We start from the raw sequence: 20,000 nt of genomic DNA on the forward strand, positions 1-20,000 counted from the left end.
ACGTTAGACGGCCGCAGCCACCTTTTCGTCATCCTTCAGCAGGCCACTGGTCTGCAGCAGGGCTGCAAAGCGGCCGCCCTTGGCGCTCAATTCCTCATAACCGCCCATTTCGATGATCCGGCCATGGTCGAGGAACAGCACCTGATCGGCATCGCGCACGGTCGACAGCCGATGGGCGATGATGAAGGTGGTTCGATTTTCGCGCAGGCGATCGATAGCCGATTTGACCCGGGATTCGGTTTCCACATCGAGCGCGCTGGTCGCTTCATCGAGAACCAGGATCGGCGCATCCTTGAGGATTGCCCGGGCAATAGCAATACGCTGGCGTTCGCCGCCCGACAGCCGGTTGCCACGCTCACCGACATGGGTATCGAAACCGGACTGGCGGCTCTCGATGAAATCAGTGGCGGCAGCAGCTTCGGCAGCCCGCACGATATCCTCGTCCGTCGCGTTCTCGCGGCCAATGCGGATATTCTCGGCAATCGACCTGTTGAGAATACCGGCATCCTGGAACACGGTTGCGATCGAATGGCGCAGCGACTGACGGGTGATCGTCGAGATATCGACGCCGTCAATCAGAATGTGACCTTGCTGCGGTTCGTGCACGCGCTGCAACAGGTTGATCAACGTGGTCTTGCCGGCACCGGTCGGACCGACGATCGCAATCGTCTGGCCGGCCTTGACCGAGAAGGACACATCCTTGACGCCCTGGGTCGTGTTGGCGAAATCGAAGGAGACGTGCTGGAATTCCACATCGCCCCGCACGCCTTTCAGGTCGCGGTTGCCCGCCGGTTCGTCGCGCTCCTGAACGGAATCTTCGAGCACGTAAAACTCCTCGAGCTTAGCGCGGGCCTCGAAGATCTGGGTAGAAAACTGCCGCATCTGGTCCAGGCGGGCAATCAGCAGGTTGGCAAAGCCGATGAAGGCGATGACATCGCCGACCCGCAATTCGCCGCTCTGCACCAGCATGGTGCCGATAATCAGAATGATCAGCATCGACGCAGTGGAGGCAATGCGGTTGAGGCCGCTTGCAATCGCCCACCAGTCGAGCACCGGATACTGCGCGTCGAGCAGCTTGGTGGTAAATTCCTTCAGGGCAGAGGTTTCGGCCTGGATGCGGTTGTAGCTATGCACCACCGAGACATTACTGATCGTGTCGCTGACATGGGAAAATACCGTGTGATAATGGCTTTCGACCGACGCCTGGCCATCCTTGGTCTTGTCCATGACCGTCTTGCCGATCGCCATGTAGATCAGGCCAAGCACGATCAGCACCAGCGAGAGGCGCACGTCCATGGAGAAGGCCGTCGGCACCAGCAGCACCAGCGCCACAGCGGTCGCAAGATGCGTGCGCATGAATTCGAGCCAGAGGCCGAACAGGGTTTCACTGGCGCGCAACAGCGTATGCAGCGCGTTGGACGTGCCCCGCTGATGGTGCCAGGATAGCGGCATGGAAATGATCCGGCCGAAAGCTTCCGTCAGCAGGCTGGCGCGCCGGCCATGAGCGAGCCTGTCGGCCTCGCGTGCCACAAGCACAAAGGCGATGGTGTTGAACACACCGAACCCGCCCCAGAGCAATAGGATATTCTTGACGGGCTTGCCGCTCGAGATGGCATCGATGATCCAGCCAAACAAAACCGGCTCGGCGATGGTGATGACGGCCAGGGTGACGTTGGCCATCACTACGATCCCTACCTTCATCCGGTAGGCTCCAAGATACTGCAGGGCTCGCCAGTAAATTTGTAACAGGGACATGGCGTCAGTTTCTCCAGATCGGCTTTTGAATGGGCCGTTTTCGGCAACGACTCACGATATTTTAAGGAGGCGAACCTGAACGCTGCCTATACAGACCGGTTCTTGTTGTGCAAAGTCGACTTTTGCAATTCTATTTTCACCCATGCTTGCTATGGGTGAAATTTCAGGTAGCTGAATTAACGAACACATAAGCTTAACGTGTATTTTAAGACATAGTGTTTGATAAGAATTAGGTAATGTTAATGTTCAGCTGCGCTGGACCTAGGGGGTGCGTGTGAGTGTCAATCATCTCATACAGTTTTTGGCTGTATCGCAAGGGTGCCGCAGTCGCGAAGAACTCGTCTTCGAATTGGAAAAAGTTCTGGAAGTCTATAAATTTGATTGTTACGGCCTCCTCCGCAGCCCAAAGCCTGACCAGAACCCTCTTTCGCTCGCCTTGGCGGGGCGTTGGCCGGAAAAATGGCCTCAGATTTACGCTACAAAGAAATTTGCGCTGATTGACCCCTCGATCCGCTATCTTGCTCATGCCCACCGCCCGTATCGCTGGAGTGAGACGCTGACGGTCTTTGGCGATGATCCGCATTTCAAGCGTATGCAGCGGATGATGATGGATGCACAGCGGTTTGGCCTGGAGGACGGCTATATTTTCCCGGTGCATGGTCGCGGCGGATTGTTGGGCTATATGACCGTGTGCGGTCGACCAGTGGAACTGACCCAGCTGGAAATTGTGCTGTTTGATTCTGTGGCGAAGTGCGCTTTCTGGCGACTGGCGGAAATCAGCGGCGAGGCCGATCAGCTATCGACGGTGCAGAAGGTGGATGTACGGCTCACCCGTCGCGAGTTGGAGATCCTCACCTATCTCGCAGAAGGCATGACCTCAAACGAGATGAGCAAACTGCTGGAAATCTCGAATCATACGGTCGATTGGTACGTCAACGAGTTGCAGGATAAGCTGAACGCCAAAAACCGGCAGCATATGGTTGCAATGGCCTATCGGCTCGGACTGATTAGCTGAAAATTTCATCATGCGGTCGTGCTGCCTAAATTGCACGATCCCTTACAAAGGGCTATGCATTCTCTTCGCAGTCGCACAATACGTGCGTGATGATGAGGAGGCCCATTTTGTCGATTTCAAAAATCTTAGTTGCCAATCGCTCAGAAATAGCGATCCGAGTGTTTCGGGCTGCGAATGAACTGGGCATCAAGACGGTCGCCATCTGGGCTGAAGAAGACAAACTTTCCTTACATCGCTTCAAGGCGGATGAAAGCTATCAGGTCGGGCGCGGACCGCATCTGAAGCGTGACCTGGGGCCGATCGAAAGCTATCTGTCAATTGAAGAAATCATTCGCGTCGCCAAGCTCTCCGGCGCCGATGCCATCCATCCCGGCTACGGTCTGCTTTCAGAAAGTCCAGAATTTGTCGACGCCTGTAACGATGCAGGACTGATTTTCATTGGTCCGACCTCGCACACAATGCGGCAGCTCGGCAACAAGGTCTCCGCTCGCAATCTTGCCGTTGAGGTGGACGTTCCCGTCGTGCCGGCAACCGAGCCATTGCCTGATGACACGGACGAAATCGCGCGGATGGCAAAGGAGATCGGCTACCCGTTGATGCTGAAGGCCTCGTGGGGCGGCGGCGGACGCGGCATGCGCGTCATTCGCTCCGAAGCGGATCTGGCCCGGGAAGTCACGGAAGCCAAGCGCGAGGCCAAGGCTGCCTTCGGCAAGGACGAAGTTTATCTGGAAAAGCTGGTCGAAAACGCCCGCCATGTCGAAAGTCAGATCCTCGGCGACACGCACGGCAATGTCGTGCATCTCTTCGAGCGCGATTGCTCGGTGCAGCGCCGCAACCAGAAAGTCGTAGAACGGGCGCCGGCTCCCTATCTCTCAGAAGCACAGCGCCAGGAACTTGCGCAATATTCGCTGAAGATCGCCCGGGCGACCGGCTATATCGGCGCCGGCACCGTCGAATATCTGATGGATGCCGATACCGGGAAATTCTATTTCATCGAGGTCAATCCGCGCATCCAGGTCGAGCATACCGTGACAGAAGTCGTCACCGGTATCGATATCGTCAAGGCGCAGATCCATATTCTCGAGGGCTTTGCCATCGGCACGCCGGAATCGGGTGTCCCAGCGCAAGACAATATTCGCCTCAACGGCCATGCGCTTCAATGCCGCGTCACCACCGAGGATCCCGAGCACAATTTCATTCCCGACTACGGCCGCATCACCGCCTATCGTTCGGCTGCCGGCTTCGGCATTCGCCTGGATGGCGGCACCGCCTATACTGGCGCGATCATCACCCGCTACTACGATCCGTTGCTGGTCAAGGTGACCGCTGCCGGCGCAAGCCCGCAGGAAGCCATTAGCCGGATGGACCGCGCGCTTCGGGAATTCCGCATCCGTGGCGTAGCGACCAACTTGACCTTCCTGGAAGCGATCATCGGGCACGAGAAGTTTCGCAACAATACCTATACGACGCGCTTCATCGACTCGACGCCGGAACTGTTTGCCCAAGTCAAGCGCCAGGACCGCGCCACCAAGCTGTTGACCTACCTCGCCGACGTGACCGTCAACGGTCACCCGGAGACCAAGGGGCGCCCCAAGCCGTCAGACAAGGCTGCCAAGCCAGTCATCCCCTATATCGAGGCCGACATTGCCGAAGGTACCAAGCAGAAGCTCGACGCGCTCGGCCCCAAAGGCTTTGCCGAGTGGATGCGCAACGAAAAGCGCGTGCTGCTGACGGATACGACGATGCGCGACGGTCACCAGTCGCTGCTCGCCACCCGCATGCGCACGCACGACATTGCCCGCGTTGCCGGCGTCTATGCCCGGGCATTGCCTAATCTTCTGTCGTTGGAATGCTGGGGTGGCGCCACCTTTGACGTGTCCATGCGCTTTCTCACCGAGGACCCGTGGGAGCGGCTGGCGCTGATCCGCGAGGGCGCGCCTAACCTGCTGCTGCAAATGCTGCTGCGCGGCGCAAACGGGGTCGGTTACACCAACTATCCCGACAATGTCGTCAAATACTTCGTTCGTCAGGCCGCAAAGGGCGGCATCGATCTGTTCCGGGTGTTCGACTGCCTGAACTGGGTCGACAACATGCGCGTCTCCATGGATGCCGTGCAGGAAGAGAACAAGCTCTGCGAAGCAGCGATCTGCTACACAGGCGACCTCCTGAACAGCGCCCGCCCGAAGTATGACCTGAAATATTACACGGCGCTTGCCGCTGAATTGGAAAAAGCCGGCGCTCATATCATTGCCGTCAAGGATATGGCCGGCCTGTTGAAGCCGGCAGCAGCGAAGGTACTGTTCAAGGCGCTGCGCGAGGCGACCAGCCTGCCGATCCATTTCCATACCCATGACACGTCAGGAATTTCCGCCGCAACGGTGCTGGCCGCTATCGATGCTGGCGTCGATGCCGTCGATGCCGCCATGGATGCCTTCTCCGGCAACACCTCGCAGCCCTGCCTGGGCTCCATCGTCGAGGCGCTGTCGGGCACCGACCGCGATCCCGGCCTCGACCCGGAATGGATCCGCCGGATTTCCTTCTATTGGGAAGCCGTGCGCGCCCAGTATGCTGCCTTCGAAAGCGACCTGAAGGGTCCGGCCTCGGAAGTCTACCTACACGAAATGCCCGGTGGCCAGTTCACCAACCTCAAGGAACAGGCACGCTCGCTCGGGCTGGAAACCCGTTGGCACGAGGTGGCGCAGACCTATGCCGACGTGAACCGCATGTTCGGCGACATCGTCAAGGTCACTCCATCCTCCAAGGTGGTCGGCGACATGGCGCTGATGATGGTCGCCCAGGATCTCGACGTCGCCGATGTGCAGAATCCGGATAAGGATATCGCTTTCCCCGATTCCGTCGTGTCGATGCTGAAGGGCGATCTGGGCCAACCGCCGGGCGGCTGGCCGGAAGCTCTGCAGAAAAAGGCGCTCAAGGGCGACAAGCCTTACACGGTCCGTCCCGGCTCACTGTTGAAGGAAGCCGACCTCGAGGCCGAGCGCAAAACCATCGAGACCAAGCTGGAGCGTCCGATCGACGACTTCGAATTCGCGTCCTATCTGATGTATCCGAAGGTCTTCACCGATTTCGCGCTGGCCTCGGAGACCTATGGCCCGGTTTCGGTCCTGCCGACCCATTCTTATTTCTATGGCATGGGCGACGGCGAGGAACTGTTTGCCGAAATCGAAAAGGGCAAGACGCTTGTCATCGTTAATCAGGCGGCCAGTGCTCCTGATCCGCAAGGCATGGTCACCGTCTTCTTTGAACTGAACGGCCAGCCGCGCCGCATCAAGATTCCGGACCGTAGCCGCGCAGCCGCAAGCGTTGCCCGCCGTAAGGCGGAAGCTGGCAATGCCGCACAGGTCGGCGCGCCGATGCCGGGCGTCATTTCCCGCGTCTTCGTCTCGGCCGGCCAGATGGTCAAGGCCGGCGATGTGCTGTTGTCGATCGAAGCCATGAAGATGGAAACGGCCCTTCACGCCGAACGCGACGGCAAGATCGCCGAAGTGCTTGTAAAGGCCGGTGATCAGATCGATGCAAAGGATCTGCTGATCGGCTTCGAAGCCTGAAAAGCATACGGCACGCCCGAACGATATTCGGGCGTGCCGTATGGATGATCTTTACCGGTTCTAGTCACGGCAAAGTCGCAATGGAATTCCGTCAGGACCGGTCCACGATCACGTCGTCGACGCTTTCCTCAATCCGCTCCATATCGTCGTCGGACAGACCGAAATGGTGACCGATCTCATGGATCAGCACATGCGTAACGATATCGCCGAGCGTCTCTTCGTTTTCAGCCCAGTAATCCAGGATCGGACGGCGATAGAGCGTGATCTTGTTCGGCACATCGCCGGTGTCCATACTGAAGCGCTCCGAAATGCCACGGCCCTCAAATAGCCCAAGCAGATCGAAAGGCGTCTCAAGCGCCATGTCTTCGAACACGTCATCGGTCGGAAAATCGGCAATTTCGATAACGAGATTGCCGGTAAGGTCGCGGAATTCCTTGGGTAAATTGCCGAAGGCTTCGATTGCCAGCGACTCGAAAGTGCTGATCGTCGGCGCATGCTTCTCGCGCCAGTCTTCGGATTGGTCGATCCGGGCCATGGGGAACTCCTAGGACAGTGCCGCGCAGGACTGACAACGCGCGACCTGTCATAACGCTTCGATGGACTGCAAACCCTACCAGCTGCGCCTCAGTCGAGGGCAGGTTCAGCGTGCCGCAGCAAAGCCCCATATAGTCTGTTTGCAACCACTTTACGAGTGGCATTCAAAATCGTGCTGAATCTCGTTCTTTGAGCAGGAATGGGCGGAAGATCACCTTCCGCCCATCTTACTATCAGGCTGTTGCCTTGTTCTGACGGTTGGCGATGAGATCATCGACCACACCGGGATCGGCAAGCGTGGAAGTGTCGCCCAGTGCCCCGAAATCGTCCTCGGCAATCTTGCGCAGGATGCGGCGCATGATCTTGCCGGAACGCGTCTTGGGGAGGCCCGGCGCAAACTGGATCTTGTCAGGCGCTGCAATCGGCCCAATTTCCGAGCGTACGTGCTTGACCAGCGTCTGACGCAATTCCTCATTTCCCTCATGGCCGGCCATCAGCGTCACGTAGCAATAGATGCCCTGGCCCTTGATGCCATGTGGATAGCCGACGACGGCGGCTTCCGAAACAAGATGATGCGAGACCAGCGCCGATTCCACTTCCGCAGTACCGAGGCGATGGCCAGAAACGTTCAGGACATCGTCGACACGGCCGGTGATCCAGTAATAGCCGTCCTCATCGCGCCGGCAGCCGTCGCCGGTGAAATATTTGCCCTTATAGGTCGAGAAATAGGTCTGGACGAAGCGGCTATGATCGCCATAGATCGTGCGCGCCTGGCCCGGCCAGCTGTCTGTGATGCACAGATTGCCGTCGCCGGGTCCTTCGATCACGTTGCCTTCGTTATCGACCAGTTCCGGCTTGACGCCGAAGAACGGGCGGGTGGCAGAACCCGGCTTCAGCACGGTTGCGCCGGGTAGGGGACTGATTAGGATGCCGCCGGTTTCCGTCTGCCACCAGGTATCGACGATCGGGCAGCGGTGTTCGCCAACCACGTTATAATACCATTCCCAGGCTTCGGGATTGATCGGCTCGCCCACAGAGCCGAGCAGGCGCAGGCTGGCGCGCGACGAGCGCTTGACGAACTCATCGCCAGCCCCCATCAGCGACCGGATGGCCGTCGGCGCCGTATAAAAGATATTGACCTTGTGCTTGTCGACGATTTCCCAGAATCGGCCCTGGTCGGGAAAGTTCGGCACGCCTTCGAACATCAGCGTCGTCGCGCAATTGGCGAGCGGCCCGTAGACGATATAGGAATGGCCAGTGACCCAGCCGACATCGGCGCTGCACCAGAAGGTCTCGCCATCCTTGTAGTCGAACACATATTCGTGGGTCATCGATGCGTAGACGAGATAGCCACCCGTCGTGTGCAACACACCCTTCGGCTTGCCTGTCGAGCCTGATGTGTAGAGGATGAACAGCGGATCTTCCGCCTTCATCTTCACCGGCGGGCAATCCGGCTTAACCTTCGCGGTTTCCTGGTGATACCAGAGGTCGCGGCCGGGAGCCCAGCCCACCTTGCCGCCTGTGCGACGCACGACCAGCACCTTGTTGACGATGACATATTGCTTGGCGGCGATGTCGATGGCGACGTCGGTATTTTCCTTGAGCGGGACCGGCTTGCCGCCGCGCACGCCCTCGTCGCAGGTAATCACGAAAGTGGATTCACAGTCGACGATGCGTCCGGCCAGCGCTTCCGGCGAGAAACCGCCAAACACCACCGAATGTACCGCGCCGATGCGCGCACAGGCCAGCATGGCATAAGCGGCCTCGGGCACCATGGGCATATAGATGGTGACGCGGTCACCCTTCTTGACGCCATGGGCCTTCAAGACATTGGCAAGCCGGCAAACATTGTCATACAGCTGGTTGTAGGTGATCCGCTTGTCGATATAGGGATTGTCGCCTTCCCAGATAATCGCCGTGCGCTCGCCATGGGTCTTCAGGTGCCGGTCGATGCAATTGTAGGAGACGTTGGTCAGCCCGTCTTCAAACCACTTGATCCCGACCTTGCCCTTGAACGAGGTGTTCTTCGCCTTGGTATAGGGCTTGAACCAATCGATTCTCTTGCCGTGCTTGGACCAGAACTTCTCGGGTTCTTCAATGCTTTCTTCGTACCATTTCAAGTACTTGTCTTCATCGATCATCGCCTGGGCCTTGGCGGTCTTCAAAATGGGATAAGACTTGGCAGACATGAAATCCTCCTGATGTCACGCAACCATGTCAGGCTGCGGAGAGCTCCTCAACTCTCTTTTTTTTGACCCGTCACGAGGCGAGGTTTGAGTGCCGCCTCATGATGTGCCAGTCATGGTGTCAATTCTTATCAGCTCATCAAGCGGCGGCAATTAGACAAAGGTCATTTGTCTCTCAAAGAATTGCATTTCTGCGACAATGGGCGTATACGACAGGTGATTTCCCGGAAATTCTGGTTGTATCCACGGCTCGCGCCCCACGGCGCGTACCCAAAGAAGGATTGTAATTGCATGGCCCAGACACTGCTTATGCCAAAGGCCACGGCCGTATGGCTTGTAGACAATACGGCGCTGTCGTTCGAACAGATTGCCCAGTTCTGCAAGCTGCACCCGCTGGAGGTAAAAGCCATTGCCGACGGTGAAGCCGCCCAGGGCATCAAGGGTCTCGATCCCATCGCCACCGGCCAGCTGTCGCGCGACGAAATCGGACGCGGCGAAAAAGACGTAGCCTACAAGCTGAAAATTTCCGAGCCGAAGGTTCGCGTACCCGATTCCAAGCGTCGTGGCCCGCGTTACACACCGGTTTCCAAGCGCCAGGATCGCCCGAATGCCATTCTATGGCTGGTGCGCAACCATCCGGAACTGAAGGACGCACAGATTTCGCGCCTCGTCGGCACGACCAAGAGCACGATCGAGCAGATCCGCGACCGCAGCCACTGGAATTCGGCCAATCTGACGCCGATGGACCCGGTGACGCTCGGCCTCTGCAGCCAGATCGATCTGGACATGGAAGTGGAAAAGGCCTCCAAGGGCCGCCCGCTGCCGACGGCCGCCGAACTTGGCGCGACCCTGCAAGCAGCCTCGCAGACCGAACATCTCGATTTCTATGCCCAGGACGAGGAAAAGGAAATCGACGCCAATGCCGTGTTCAAGAAGCTGCAGTCGCTGAAGTCGACCACCCCGGAAGAAGAAGACGATCAATACTGATTGTCGCCTCTCCCAATTTAAGTCCGATGCTATAGCGCCGACATGATCGCACCCCGGAATGGTTTCGCCCTTCCGGGGTTTTTCGTATCAAGCAGTCAACGATGACCGAATATTGCAGAGCCGACCCGTACGCTAGTGGCGCCGAAAGCGATCGCAGTCTCGTAATCCCCGGACATGCCCATAGACAGTCTTTCGACACCGCATTGACCGGCAAGCTTGGCCAGCAGGGCAAAATGCGGCCCCGGATTTTCGTCAGCCGGCGGGATGCACATCAGACCCAGGATTGAGAGACCGAGTTGAGAGCGGCAAAGCTCGACAAAAGCGACCGTCTCCTGCGGCGCGACGCCAGCCTTCTGCGGCTCCAGCCCGGTGTTGACCTGAACGTAAAGCGCGGGATGCCGATCTTGCTTGCGCATCTCTTCGGCCAGAACCCGGGCGATTTTCTCGCGGTCAACAGTTTCGATCACGTCAAACAGTTCTACTGCTTCGGCAGCCTTGTTGGACTGAAGCGGGCCGATGAGATGCAGTTCGATCCCCGACGTCTCCGCCTTCAACTGTGGCCACTTTCCCTGCGCTTCCTGCACGCGGTTTTCACCGAAAACCCGCTGGCCATGGGCAATCACCGGACGGATCGCATCTGCATCGAAGGTTTTAGACACAGCAACCAGTTCGACCGTCGCTGGCTCACGGCCGCCCTCCCGTGCTGCAGCGGCAATCCGCCCCTTTACCTCGTCCAGTCTCTCTTCAATCGTCATGGTAGGGGTCATGGCCTGCGATCCGTCTTTTGAAATGCGCCCTGTTTTCGCGGGCCTGACGGCGAAAGGCAAGAGCCTCGCCAGTGCTATTGCATCATTCCTTAAATCGTCGATTTAAGGAGAAAATTATGCAGCAGATTGAAAACGGTACAGCGTCCTTTGCGCGTTTTATAAAACGCGCGGCGCTGTAACGCGCCGAATGCGCCAGAAGAAGCCCGATTGCGCCGCAAAACCTTGACGCTTGGGCTGTTTCATGGTGAAGGTCCAGCCAAATTTTCAAGCAATCCGGACGTGGCATATCATGAGCACCGAACGTTACAATCCGCGCGACGCGGAACCTCGTTGGCAGGAAAAGTGGTCTGAGGCGAAGATCTTCGAGACCGACAACAATGACGCTCGCGAGAAATATTATGTGCTCGAGATGTTCCCCTACCCATCGGGACGCATCCATATCGGCCATGTGCGCAATTACGCGATGGGCGACGTCGTCGCGCGCTACAAGCGCGCCCGCGGCTATAACGTGCTGCATCCGATGGGCTGGGACGCCTTCGGCATGCCCGCTGAAAACGCAGCGATGCAGAACAATGTCCATCCGAAGGACTGGACCTACCAGAACATTGCAGCCATGCGCAGCCAGCTGAAATCCATGGGCCTGTCGCTGGACTGGTCACGCGAATTCGCCACCTGCGATGTCGAATATTACCACCGTCAGCAGGCGCTGTTCATCGACATGATGGAAAAGGGCCTGGTCTATCGCAAGCAATCCAAGGTCAACTGGGACCCGGTCGACCAGACGGTTCTTGCCAACGAGCAGGTGATCGACGGTCGCGGCTGGCGTTCCGGCGCCTTGGTCGAGCAGCGCGAACTGACCCAGTGGTTCTTTAAGATCACCGACTTCGCTCAGGATCTGCTGGACGCGCTCGACACGCTCGACAATTGGCCGGAAAAAGTCCGCCTGATGCAGAAGAACTGGATCGGCCGCTCTGAAGGCCTGGCCGTTCGGTGGGAAATCGCTGCCGGCAGCGGCCCTGTAGGCTTCACCGACGTACAGGTCTACACCACCCGGCCTGATACGCTGTTTGGCGCCAGCTTCCTGGCGATCGCCGCCGATCATCCACTGGCCAAGGCGCTGTCCGAGAACTCTCAAGAAATTGCCAGCTTCTGCGACGACTGCCGCAGGGCAGGGACCTCGCTGGCAGCCTTGGAAACGGCTGAAAAGAAGGGCATCGACACCGGCGTCAAGGTCAAGCATCCGCTCGACCCCTCCTGGGAACTGCCCGTCTACATCGCCAATTTCGTGCTGATGGATTATGGCACGGGCGCGATCTTCGCCTGCCCGTCCGGCGACCAGCGCGACCTGGATTTCGCCCGCAAATACGGCCTTCCGGTCGTGCCTGTGGTCATGCCCAAGGACGGCGATGCAGCCAGCTTCGAAATTGGTGACACCGCCTATGACGGCGACGGCGTGATGATCAATTCCCGCTTCCTGGATGGCATGACCACGCAGGACGCGTTCACAGCCGTAGCCGAAAAATTGACGGCAGCGAAACTGGGCAATGAGCCGGTTGCCGAACGTAAGGTCAATTTCCGCCTGCGCGATTGGGGCGTCTCCCGTCAGCGCTATTGGGGCTGCCCTATTCCGGTCATTCATTGCGAAGACTGCGGAGTTGTTCCGGTTCCGAAACAGGATCTCCCTGTCAAATTGCCTGATGACGTCACCTTCGACGTTCCAGGCAATCCGCTAGATCGTCACCCGACCTGGCGCAACGTCGCGTGCCCTTGCTGCAGCAAGCCGGCGCGTCGTGAAACCGACACCATGGATACCTTCGTCGATTCGAGCTGGTACTACACCCGCTTCACGGCGCCCTGGGAGGACAATCCGACCGATCCGGCCGTTGCCAATCACTGGCTGCCAGTCGACCAGTATATCGGCGGTATCGAGCACGCGATCCTGCATCTGCTCTATTCCCGCTTCTTTACCCGCGCGATGCGCGAAACCGGCCATGTCGATGTGAGCGAACCCTTCAAGGGCCTGTTCACCCAGGGCATGGTCGTGCACGAAACCTATCAGATAGGCAGCGGTGCCAATGGTAAGTGGGTGGCGCCCGCAGATATCAGGATTGAGGACGTCGACGGCAAGCGTCGCGCCTTCCTGTTGTCCTCCGGTGAGGAAGTCACCATCGGCTCGATCGAGAAAATGTCGAAGTCGAGGAAGAACGTCATCGATCCCGACGACATTCTCGGCTCCTATGGCGCCGATACGGCCCGCTTCTTCGTCCTCTCGGATTCGCCACCCGATCGCGATGTGATCTGGTCAGAAGCCGGTATCGAGGGCTCGCACCGCTTCGTGCAGCGCCTGTGGCGGCTCGTATCGGAAGCCGCCGATGTCCTGAAAACCTCCGCGTCGACGCCGGCCAAAGAGGGCGAGGGCAGGGCTGTGTCACAGGTCGCCCACAAGACCCTGCAGGCGGTGGGGTCAGATCTGGACAAGCTGGCCTTCAACAAGGCCGTCGCCCGGATCTACGAATTCCTCAATGCCTTGGCAGCCCCATTGACGCAGGTCGCCGCGGGCAAGGCTGACACGGCATTCACATCAGCCGTGCGCAATGCCACGGAGATTCTGATCCAGATCATCGCCCCGATGATGCCGCATCTGGCCGAGGAATGCTGGGCCGTACTTGGTCATTCTACGATGGTCGCAGAAGCCGCCTGGCCGGTTTTTGAACCCGATCTGGTTGCCGAAAACGAAGTGGTTATGCCGGTACAGATCAACGGCAAGAAGAAGGCTGAATTGACAATCGCTCGCGATGCGGATCAGAATGCCGTAAGCCAAGCGGTGCTCGATCTGGATGCCGTCAAAGCCGCTCTTCAGGGGCAGGCCCCCAAAAAGATCATTGTGGTTCCGCAGAGGATTGTGAACATTGTCGTCTGATTCACGTGTAAATTTGTATCGTCGGGCCGTTCTCGCCGTGTCCATTGGTCTTCTGGGAACCTTGGCGGGTTGCCAGGTGAAGCCCTTGTATGGCGAAGCGTCAGGCACCCGCAAGCTGATGGCCTCCATCGCTTTTTCGCCGGCAACCGACCGCGTCGGTCAAGAGGTCCGCAACCAGTTGATATTCCTTGCAGCTGGCGGTCAGGGTGAGCCAGCGCATCCGGACTACATCGTCAACCTGGTGGTTCACAGCGAGTCTACGGATGTGTTGATCAACAACAGCACCGACCGCGCCACGGCCGGCCGTGTGACCGTCAGCGCAGATTATACGCTGAAGAAGGCAAGCGATGGTTCGGTCATGCGCATTGCCCATCGTCAAGCCGTCGCCTTGGTGGACTTCCCCACTCAGGAATTTGCCAAATTGCGCGCTGTGCGCGATGCGGAAAATCGGGGAGCTCGCGAACTTGCCGAGCTGATTTCTGCCGACCTGGCCAGCATTCTGGCTCGCTAGCCTTTGCCATGAACGGCCGAGGCGAGGCCATTGCCGTGTAAAAGACGACCGGCAATGGCATTCTGACCAGCAAACTGGCGCTCGGCCAATTGACATGCGGCGAAAGCACCTCACCCCGGTGCAGATCGGACATCAGACCCATGGTTGAAGTCAAATCTCACGAGTTCGACGGCTTTCTGCAGAAATCGGCCCGCCACTACAAGGTATTCCTAGTTTATGGGCCGGACGTCGGCCTTGTTGCCGAGCGGGCGGCGGCGATTGCGAAGTCCTCCGGTGTTGCCCTCGATGATCCTTTCTCGGTAATACGGCTAGATAGCAGTGATCTTCAGGGCGATCCGGGGCGTTTGCTTGATGAGATGAATTCCTTGGGCTTGTTTGGCGGCCAACGGCTGGTTTGGCTGCGTGGGGTTGCCAACGAGAAGGCTCTTATCGACGGATTGCAGGTTCTCGCCAAGGACCCGCCTGAGGACAGCTTTCTCATTATGGAAGCAGGCGACCTGAAAAAAGGCTCGGCAACGCGCAAGATAGCCGAACCGGCCCGCAATATGGCGGTTATCCCCTGCTACCAGGATGATGCGAGGGCGATCAATGCACTGATCGACGCGGAGTTTGGTGCGGCCGGCAAGCGCTTGACACCGGCCGCCCGTGCCCTTCTCAGCGAAAGCCTTGGTGGCGACCGCCGCGCATCCCGTAACGAGATTGCCAAGCTCCTGCTCTATTGCCTAAACGACGATCTCGTCGACGAGACCCATGTCGAGCAAATCATCGGTGATGCCAGCGCAATTTCGACCGATGAAGCTGTCGATGCCGTGCTGTCCGGCAATGCCGATGCTCTCTTGCACGCCGTTCAGAAGATTGCGACCTCGAAAACGCCTATGTTCCTCGTGCTCCAGGGCTGCCTACGACAGTTTCAATTGCTGGACCTGATGCGCAGCGAAATGGACGAGAAGCGTCAACAGCCGGGCCAAGTGATGCAAACGCTCGGCCGGCAGATCCATTTCAAACGAAAACCACTGTTTGAAAAGTCACTGCGGAACTGGTCGTCCGACGCCATAGCCATGGAAACTCGCCGTCTCCAGACTGCGATCCTCGCCAGCCGACGTCAGCCCGCCATGGAAGAGAGCATGTCATTACAGACCCTCCTGGCTGTCACGCTGCAGGCTGCGCGGCGTGGGCGCTAATCCCCTCAGCGGCGAGGCTTCAGGTAGCCTCAAATCATTATGGTTTGAACTAGTGCGACTCAAAAGGCCACCGTGGATAGATCCTCGGTGGCCTTCACATCTCAATCAAGCCAATAGCCTACTTCGGTGGATCCTTTGCAAAAGGAAAATCCGCGGCTTATCGCGCTTCAAGTAGCCGGCAAATTTCTTCAAGCTGTTCCAGCGTCTTGTAATTGATGCGCAACTGTCCGCCGCCACCCTTGTGAGTAATCGCAACATCAAGCCCTAGCCGATCCGTCAAGCTTCTTTCGAGCGCAATTGTATCCGAATCTTTGGAAGGCGCGACGGCTGGCTTTGGTTGTCCTTGGCCCTTGATATCGTTCTGCGCCAGCCGTTCAGCGTCGCGAACCGACATACCCTTGGTCACGATCTGTCGGGCCAGAGTCACGGGATCAGAGGTCGAAACAAGGGCGCGAGCATGGCCCGCCGACAGAGAACCATCGGCAAGCATGTCCCTCACCGGATCCGGCAGTTTTAACAGCCTCAGGCTGTTGGCCACATGGCTGCGGCTCTTACCGATAATTTCTCCGAGATCATTCTGGGTATAACCATGATCGGCGATCAGTTGCTCATAGCCCATCGCCTCTTCTAACGGATTGAGATCGGCGCGCTGGACGTTCTCGACGATCGCCAATTCTAGAGCAGTACGATCATCGACATCGCGGACAATGACCGGGATTTCAACGAGGCCAGCCAGTTGAGCCGCCCGCCAGCGCCGCTCCCCGGCAATAATCTCGTAACGCTCAGTACCGACAGTGCGAACGACCACTGGTTGAACAATACCGTGTTGGCGTATCGAGCCGGCCAATTCTTGCAAAACCGTTTTGTCAAAGTAACGACGAGGGTTACGGGGATTACGCGATACGAATTCAATCGGGACCATCCGATCGGCGGAAACCAGGGTGCGACCTGACTCGACTGGGACCGGCTGATCCATTTCGCCGATTAGGGCAGCTAGGCCGCGACCCAAGCGCCGCTTCGAAATATCATCGTTCATCGCGAACCCCTTCGTTCCATCCTAGCGCATCAAGAGTTTGAACTGATGAGCGCCTCGTCATTCATCCGCAGCAAAGGACGGATATCCTGAATTCTCAGCTTACATTCCTGCGGCAGGCCGACCGCCGCGGCCTCTGGATCAACGCCGAGACAGGTGATGCCTCTTTGAGGTCCAGTGCCTCATGAAAAAAACAGCCATCAAGCCGCCCGTCGCTGCCGTTCCCGCTGGATAACTTCAGAGGCAAGCTGAAGATAGGCCTGGCTACCCGCACATTTTAGATCGTAAAGGATTGCGGGCTTCCCATAGGAAGGCGCTTCCGACACGCGAACATTGCGCGGGATCAGCGTATGATAAACCTTCTCCCCTAGATGGGTGCGAACATCGGTCACAACCTGCTGCGCAAGATTATTGCGCGAGTCAAACATCGTCAGGACGATGCCCTGAATATCAAGATTCGGATTGACGCTCCGGCGAACTTGACCAATCGTCTCAAGCAACTGGCTTAAGCCCTCCAATGCGAAAAATTCGCACTGCAACGGCACTAGCACAGAGTGAGCGGCGGCCATTGCATTCATGGTGAGAAGGTTGAAAGACGGCGGGCAGTCCACCAGCACGTAAGAATAAGCTAGGCCTTCTTCAGTCTGCAAGGCTGCCTTCAACCGGAAGACGCGATCCGGGCGTTGAGCAATTTCCATTTCAAGCCCAAGTAGATCAAGGGTTGAAGGAACAATCGATAAATTGGGGACGGCCGTTTCAATAACCGTTTCGGAAACGCTATGGCTTCCAATCAACAAATCATAGGATGACAGCTTTCGATCGCGGCGATCAATTCCCAGGCCAGTGCTGGCATTACCCTGCGGATCTAGGTCAACGATAAGTACCCGCTCACCAATCGCCGCCAACGCGGTCGCGAGGTTAATAGCAGTGGTCGTCTTACCAACCCCGCCCTTTTGATTGGCGATGGTTATGATCCGGTTCTTGTCGAAGGCCATAGGTCACCTGACTAATCTATTGTGATCGCGCCAGCCGACTCACTTCCAAAATAACAGAGTCCGCCTCAAGCGCGCTTGGATGTATTACCAGATCGAACGTCCATCGGTCACGCGCATTGTTAATTTCGGATTGGTAATCCCGGCCTTTATGCAAGAAAAATTTAAGATCTGTGTTTTTTTCCGTCCAAGGGGAGGCATAGTCGAAAAGTAGGTCGAGATCGGCGAGCGCTCGGGCCGAAATGGATTCGCTGGCGGGGAGGGTCTCCGTAGCTTCCTCAATCCGCAGGCAATGAACCTTACCTCGCGCGCCGGTTTCCATCAGTGCAGTACGCAGGAATCCGGCTTTCTTGTTGTTGCTCTCCACTAGATCGACCCAACCGTCGTCAAATTCAGTGAGCAAAATCGCTGTGATAACGCCAGGAAATCCTCCGCCGCTCCCGAGATCAATCCACCGTCTTGGGCCGGGAGCAATCTTCAACAGTTGAACGCTGTCGACGACGTGACGACGCCACACCTGCTCACGTGTTGACTGAGCCACTAGGTTCATCACCTTTGACCACTTGCCAAAGAGTTCGACGAAGTAGTCCAATTTTTCGTATGTTTCACGTGAAACACGCAAGCCGGTCAGCCGCTCTAATAGACTCGCATTCATTGTATCAGCCGGCATTGCGCAAGGAGCCCTTATTCAAATAAGCAATAATAAGTGAGACCGCCGCTGGGGTCATTCCCTCAAGTTTCGCCGCCTGCGCTAAATTGACGGGACGGAGCCGATTTAATTTTTGTTTCAACTCATTCGATAGGCCCGATAGCAGTCCATAATCGAAATCAGCGGGAATAGCCCTATCTTCATCGCGTTTGGTTGCGGCAATATCCGCGTTCTGACGATCCATATAGACAGCATAGGTCGCATGAATCTCGACAGCTTCTGCGACTTTCACGTTGAGTGCAGTGAGTTCCGGCCAAACACTTGCAAGGTTGGGAAGTTTGACATCCGGATAAGCAAGCAGTTCTAGACCTGTCCGACGACGGCCGTCCTGATTAACCGCGATACCCGCGGCCCCTGCTTCATTCGGTGTGATCTGTCTGGCATTTAGAAGAGCAATGGCGCTGTCTAGTTCCTGCCTATAGGCTTGAAACTTCACCTGCCGTTCAAGTCCAACACAGCAGAGGTCTATGCCAAGAGGCGTAAGCCTCATGTCGGCATTGTCAGCACGTAATGAGAGCCGAAATTCAGCACGGGACGTAAACATACGATACGGCTCCGTCACGCCGGAGCTGGTGAGATCATCGATCATTACGCCGATATAGGAGTTAGCGCGACTGAACTGCACGGCCTTCTGACCCGCTGCCGAGCGAGCGGCGTTCAGACCAGCAACGAGCCCCTGAGCAGCTGCCTCTTCATAACCAGTCGTCCCATTAATCTGTCCAGCGAGATAGAGACCATCGACGCTTTTCAGCTCAAGGTTTGTCTTCAGCTCTCTCGGATCAATATGGTCGTATTCAATGGCATAGGCATGCTGCAGAATGGCAACATTCTCCAACCCCGGCAACGTCCGCATAAATGCTTCCTGGACCTCCTCAGGCAAGGAGGTTGAGATACCGTTTGGATAAACGGTATGATCGTCCAGACCTTCTGGCTCAAGAAAAATCTGATGCCCATCGCGATCGCCGAACCGCATGATCTTGTCTTCAATCGAAGGACAATAGCGCGGCCCCACACCCTCAATCTGGCCAGAATACATTGCCGAGAGATGGATATTGTCTCGAATGATCTGATGCGTATCAAGCGTAGTGCGGGTAATGCCACAGTCAATCTGGGGATTGGAAATGCGATCTGTCATAAATGAAAACGGAACCGGCTGCTCATCAGCCGACTGCATTTCCAGTTGTGACCAATTGATCGTCCGACCATCAAGACGAGCCGGGGTACCAGTTTTGAGCCGGCCAAGCCGCAATCCAAGGCGGGAGAGCGTCGCACTTAATCCGGTAGAAGGCGCTTCTCCGACTCTCCCCGCCGGGATTTTCTTCATGCCGATGTGAATAAGACCGCGCAAGAATGTGCCGGATGTTAAAATAACAGAAGCCGCAGACAATTCACGTCCGTCTGCCAAGATAACCCCGCTAACGGCGCCGTTGGCGAGTTTCAGATCAAATACATCACCCTCGACAATTGACAGATTGGCCTGATCGAACAGGACTGACTGCACAGCTTGGCGATAAAGTTTACGGTCGGCCTGTGTCCTAGGTCCGCGAACGGCAGGCCCCTTCTTGCGGTTCAGCATTCTGAACTGAATGCCAGCGGCGTCGGCGCAGCGGCCCATCAGGCCATCCAGGGCATCTATCTCCCGAACAAGATGACCTTTGCCGAGACCACCGATAGCGGGATTGCACGACATAACACCAATGGTATCTCGGTGATGCGTTACGAGGCACGTCTGCGCGCCGAGGCGGGCAGCAGCATAAGCGGCCTCGCTCCCTGCATGGCCCCCGCCGATGACAATAACGTCAAAATGTCCAGGCTCACGTATCATCTTCATCACCAGTGTTTCA

Annotated in this window: 14 protein-coding genes; 6 read left to right on the forward strand and 8 right to left on the reverse strand. The window is 57.2% G+C overall.

Annotated features, from left to right (window positions below):
* Positions 1 to 3: 3 nt before the first annotated feature.
* Positions 4 to 1,755 (reverse strand): glucan ABC transporter ATP-binding protein/ permease, encoded by a 1,752-nt coding sequence (locus BJF91_RS18515; RefSeq protein WP_075615993.1) that lies wholly within the window; start codon positions 1,753 to 1,755, stop codon positions 4 to 6.
* A gap of 274 nt (positions 1,756 to 2,029) precedes the next feature.
* On the opposite strand from BJF91_RS18515, the gene BJF91_RS18520 reads away from it, so the two are divergent.
* Together BJF91_RS18520 and pyc are read left to right on the forward strand one after the other, a co-directional pair.
* Positions 2,030 to 2,770, forward strand: coding sequence for a helix-turn-helix transcriptional regulator (locus BJF91_RS18520; protein WP_075615994.1), 741 nt, complete (start codon positions 2,030 to 2,032; stop codon positions 2,768 to 2,770).
* A gap of 107 nt (positions 2,771 to 2,877) precedes the next feature.
* Positions 2,878 to 6,336, forward strand: a complete 3,459-nt coding sequence (gene pyc / locus BJF91_RS18525; RefSeq protein WP_075615995.1) for a pyruvate carboxylase — start codon at positions 2,878 to 2,880, stop codon at positions 6,334 to 6,336.
* A 91-nt stretch (positions 6,337 to 6,427) separates the two neighbouring features.
* On the opposite strand, the gene BJF91_RS18530 is transcribed toward pyc, so the two are convergent.
* Together BJF91_RS18530 and acs are read right to left on the reverse strand one after the other, a co-directional pair.
* A complete protein-coding gene (locus tag BJF91_RS18530) occupies positions 6,428 to 6,871 on the reverse strand; it encodes a metallopeptidase family protein (RefSeq protein ID WP_075615996.1) in 444 nt (147 codons plus the stop codon).
* A 232-nt stretch (positions 6,872 to 7,103) separates the two neighbouring features.
* A complete protein-coding gene (gene acs / locus BJF91_RS18535; protein ID WP_075615997.1) occupies positions 7,104 to 9,059 on the reverse strand; it encodes an acetate--CoA ligase in 1,956 nt (651 codons plus the stop codon).
* Between the two features lie 288 nt (positions 9,060 to 9,347).
* On the opposite strand from acs, the gene BJF91_RS18540 reads away from it, so the two are divergent.
* A complete protein-coding gene (locus BJF91_RS18540) occupies positions 9,348 to 10,043 on the forward strand; it encodes a DUF1013 domain-containing protein (protein WP_075615998.1) in 696 nt (231 codons plus the stop codon).
* Between the two features lie 95 nt (positions 10,044 to 10,138).
* Here BJF91_RS18540 and BJF91_RS18545 read toward each other — a convergent pair whose 3' ends face one another.
* Entirely contained in the window at positions 10,139 to 10,798 is a 660-nt protein-coding gene (locus BJF91_RS18545; RefSeq protein WP_075615999.1) for a YggS family pyridoxal phosphate-dependent enzyme, read from the reverse strand.
* Between the two features lie 301 nt (positions 10,799 to 11,099).
* Between BJF91_RS18545 and leuS the strand changes: the two genes are divergently transcribed.
* From leuS to holA, 3 genes are all read left to right on the forward strand, one after another.
* The gene (gene leuS / locus BJF91_RS18550; protein ID WP_075616102.1) at positions 11,100 to 13,730 is read left to right on the forward strand and encodes a leucine--tRNA ligase; all 2,631 of its coding nucleotides are present in this window, start codon (positions 11,100 to 11,102) and stop codon (positions 13,728 to 13,730) included.
* Positions 13,720 to 14,241 (forward strand): LPS assembly lipoprotein LptE, encoded by a 522-nt coding sequence (lptE, locus tag BJF91_RS18555; protein ID WP_075616000.1) that lies wholly within the window; start codon positions 13,720 to 13,722, stop codon positions 14,239 to 14,241. Before leuS ends, lptE begins: the two co-directional genes overlap by 11 nt.
* 140 nt (positions 14,242 to 14,381) lie before the next feature.
* A complete protein-coding gene (gene holA / locus BJF91_RS18560; protein ID WP_075616001.1) occupies positions 14,382 to 15,422 on the forward strand; it encodes a DNA polymerase III subunit delta in 1,041 nt (346 codons plus the stop codon).
* Between the two features lie 157 nt (positions 15,423 to 15,579).
* Here the strand turns inward: holA and BJF91_RS18565 are convergent, their stop codons facing one another.
* From BJF91_RS18565 to mnmG, 4 genes are all read right to left on the reverse strand, one after another.
* Positions 15,580 to 16,458 (reverse strand): ParB/RepB/Spo0J family partition protein, encoded by an 879-nt coding sequence (locus tag BJF91_RS18565; protein WP_075616002.1) that lies wholly within the window; start codon positions 16,456 to 16,458, stop codon positions 15,580 to 15,582.
* Between the two features lie 197 nt (positions 16,459 to 16,655).
* Entirely contained in the window at positions 16,656 to 17,450 is a 795-nt protein-coding gene (locus BJF91_RS18570) for a ParA family protein (protein ID WP_075616003.1), read from the reverse strand.
* A gap of 16 nt (positions 17,451 to 17,466) precedes the next feature.
* Positions 17,467 to 18,102 carry a 16S rRNA (guanine(527)-N(7))-methyltransferase RsmG gene (rsmG, locus tag BJF91_RS18575; protein WP_075616104.1) on the reverse strand — a complete coding sequence of 212 codons (636 nt, stop codon included), beginning with the start codon at positions 18,100 to 18,102 and terminating at the stop codon, positions 17,467 to 17,469.
* A gap of 4 nt (positions 18,103 to 18,106) precedes the next feature.
* Positions 18,107 to 19,981, reverse strand: coding sequence for a tRNA uridine-5-carboxymethylaminomethyl(34) synthesis enzyme MnmG (mnmG, locus tag BJF91_RS18580; RefSeq protein WP_075616103.1), 1,875 nt, complete (start codon positions 19,979 to 19,981; stop codon positions 18,107 to 18,109).
* Between the last annotated feature and the right edge of the window lie 19 nt (positions 19,982 to 20,000).

Source organism: Gillisella taibaishanensis, from assembly GCF_001938985.1.
Classification (GTDB): domain Bacteria; phylum Pseudomonadota; class Alphaproteobacteria; order Rhizobiales; family Rhizobiaceae; genus Allorhizobium; species Allorhizobium taibaishanense.

What these genes read in the sequence shown, in the direction of transcription:
- BJF91_RS18515 (WP_075615993.1), bottom strand. Translation starts at nt 1,755, where the DNA reads ATGTCCCTGTTACAAATTTACTGGCGAGCCCTGCAGTATCTTGGAGCC.
- BJF91_RS18530 (WP_075615996.1), bottom strand. Translation starts at nt 6,871, where the DNA reads ATGGCCCGGATCGACCAATCCGAAGACTGGCGCGAGAAGCATGCGCCG.
- acs (WP_075615997.1), bottom strand. Translation starts at nt 9,059, where the DNA reads ATGTCTGCCAAGTCTTATCCCATTTTGAAGACCGCCAAGGCCCAGGCG.
- BJF91_RS18540 (WP_075615998.1), top strand. Translation starts at nt 9,348, where the DNA reads ATGGCCCAGACACTGCTTATGCCAAAGGCCACGGCCGTATGGCTTGTA.
- BJF91_RS18545 (WP_075615999.1), bottom strand. Translation starts at nt 10,798, where the DNA reads ATGACGATTGAAGAGAGACTGGACGAGGTAAAGGGGCGGATTGCCGCT.
- leuS (WP_075616102.1), top strand. Translation starts at nt 11,100, where the DNA reads ATGAGCACCGAACGTTACAATCCGCGCGACGCGGAACCTCGTTGGCAG.
- holA (WP_075616001.1), top strand. Translation starts at nt 14,382, where the DNA reads ATGGTTGAAGTCAAATCTCACGAGTTCGACGGCTTTCTGCAGAAATCG.
- BJF91_RS18565 (WP_075616002.1), bottom strand. Translation starts at nt 16,458, where the DNA reads ATGAACGATGATATTTCGAAGCGGCGCTTGGGTCGCGGCCTAGCTGCC.
- BJF91_RS18570 (WP_075616003.1), bottom strand. Translation starts at nt 17,450, where the DNA reads ATGGCCTTCGACAAGAACCGGATCATAACCATCGCCAATCAAAAGGGC.
- rsmG (WP_075616104.1), bottom strand. Translation starts at nt 18,102, where the DNA reads ATGAATGCGAGTCTATTAGAGCGGCTGACCGGCTTGCGTGTTTCACGT.
- mnmG (WP_075616103.1), bottom strand. Translation starts at nt 19,981, where the DNA reads ATGATACGTGAGCCTGGACATTTTGACGTTATTGTCATCGGCGGGGGC.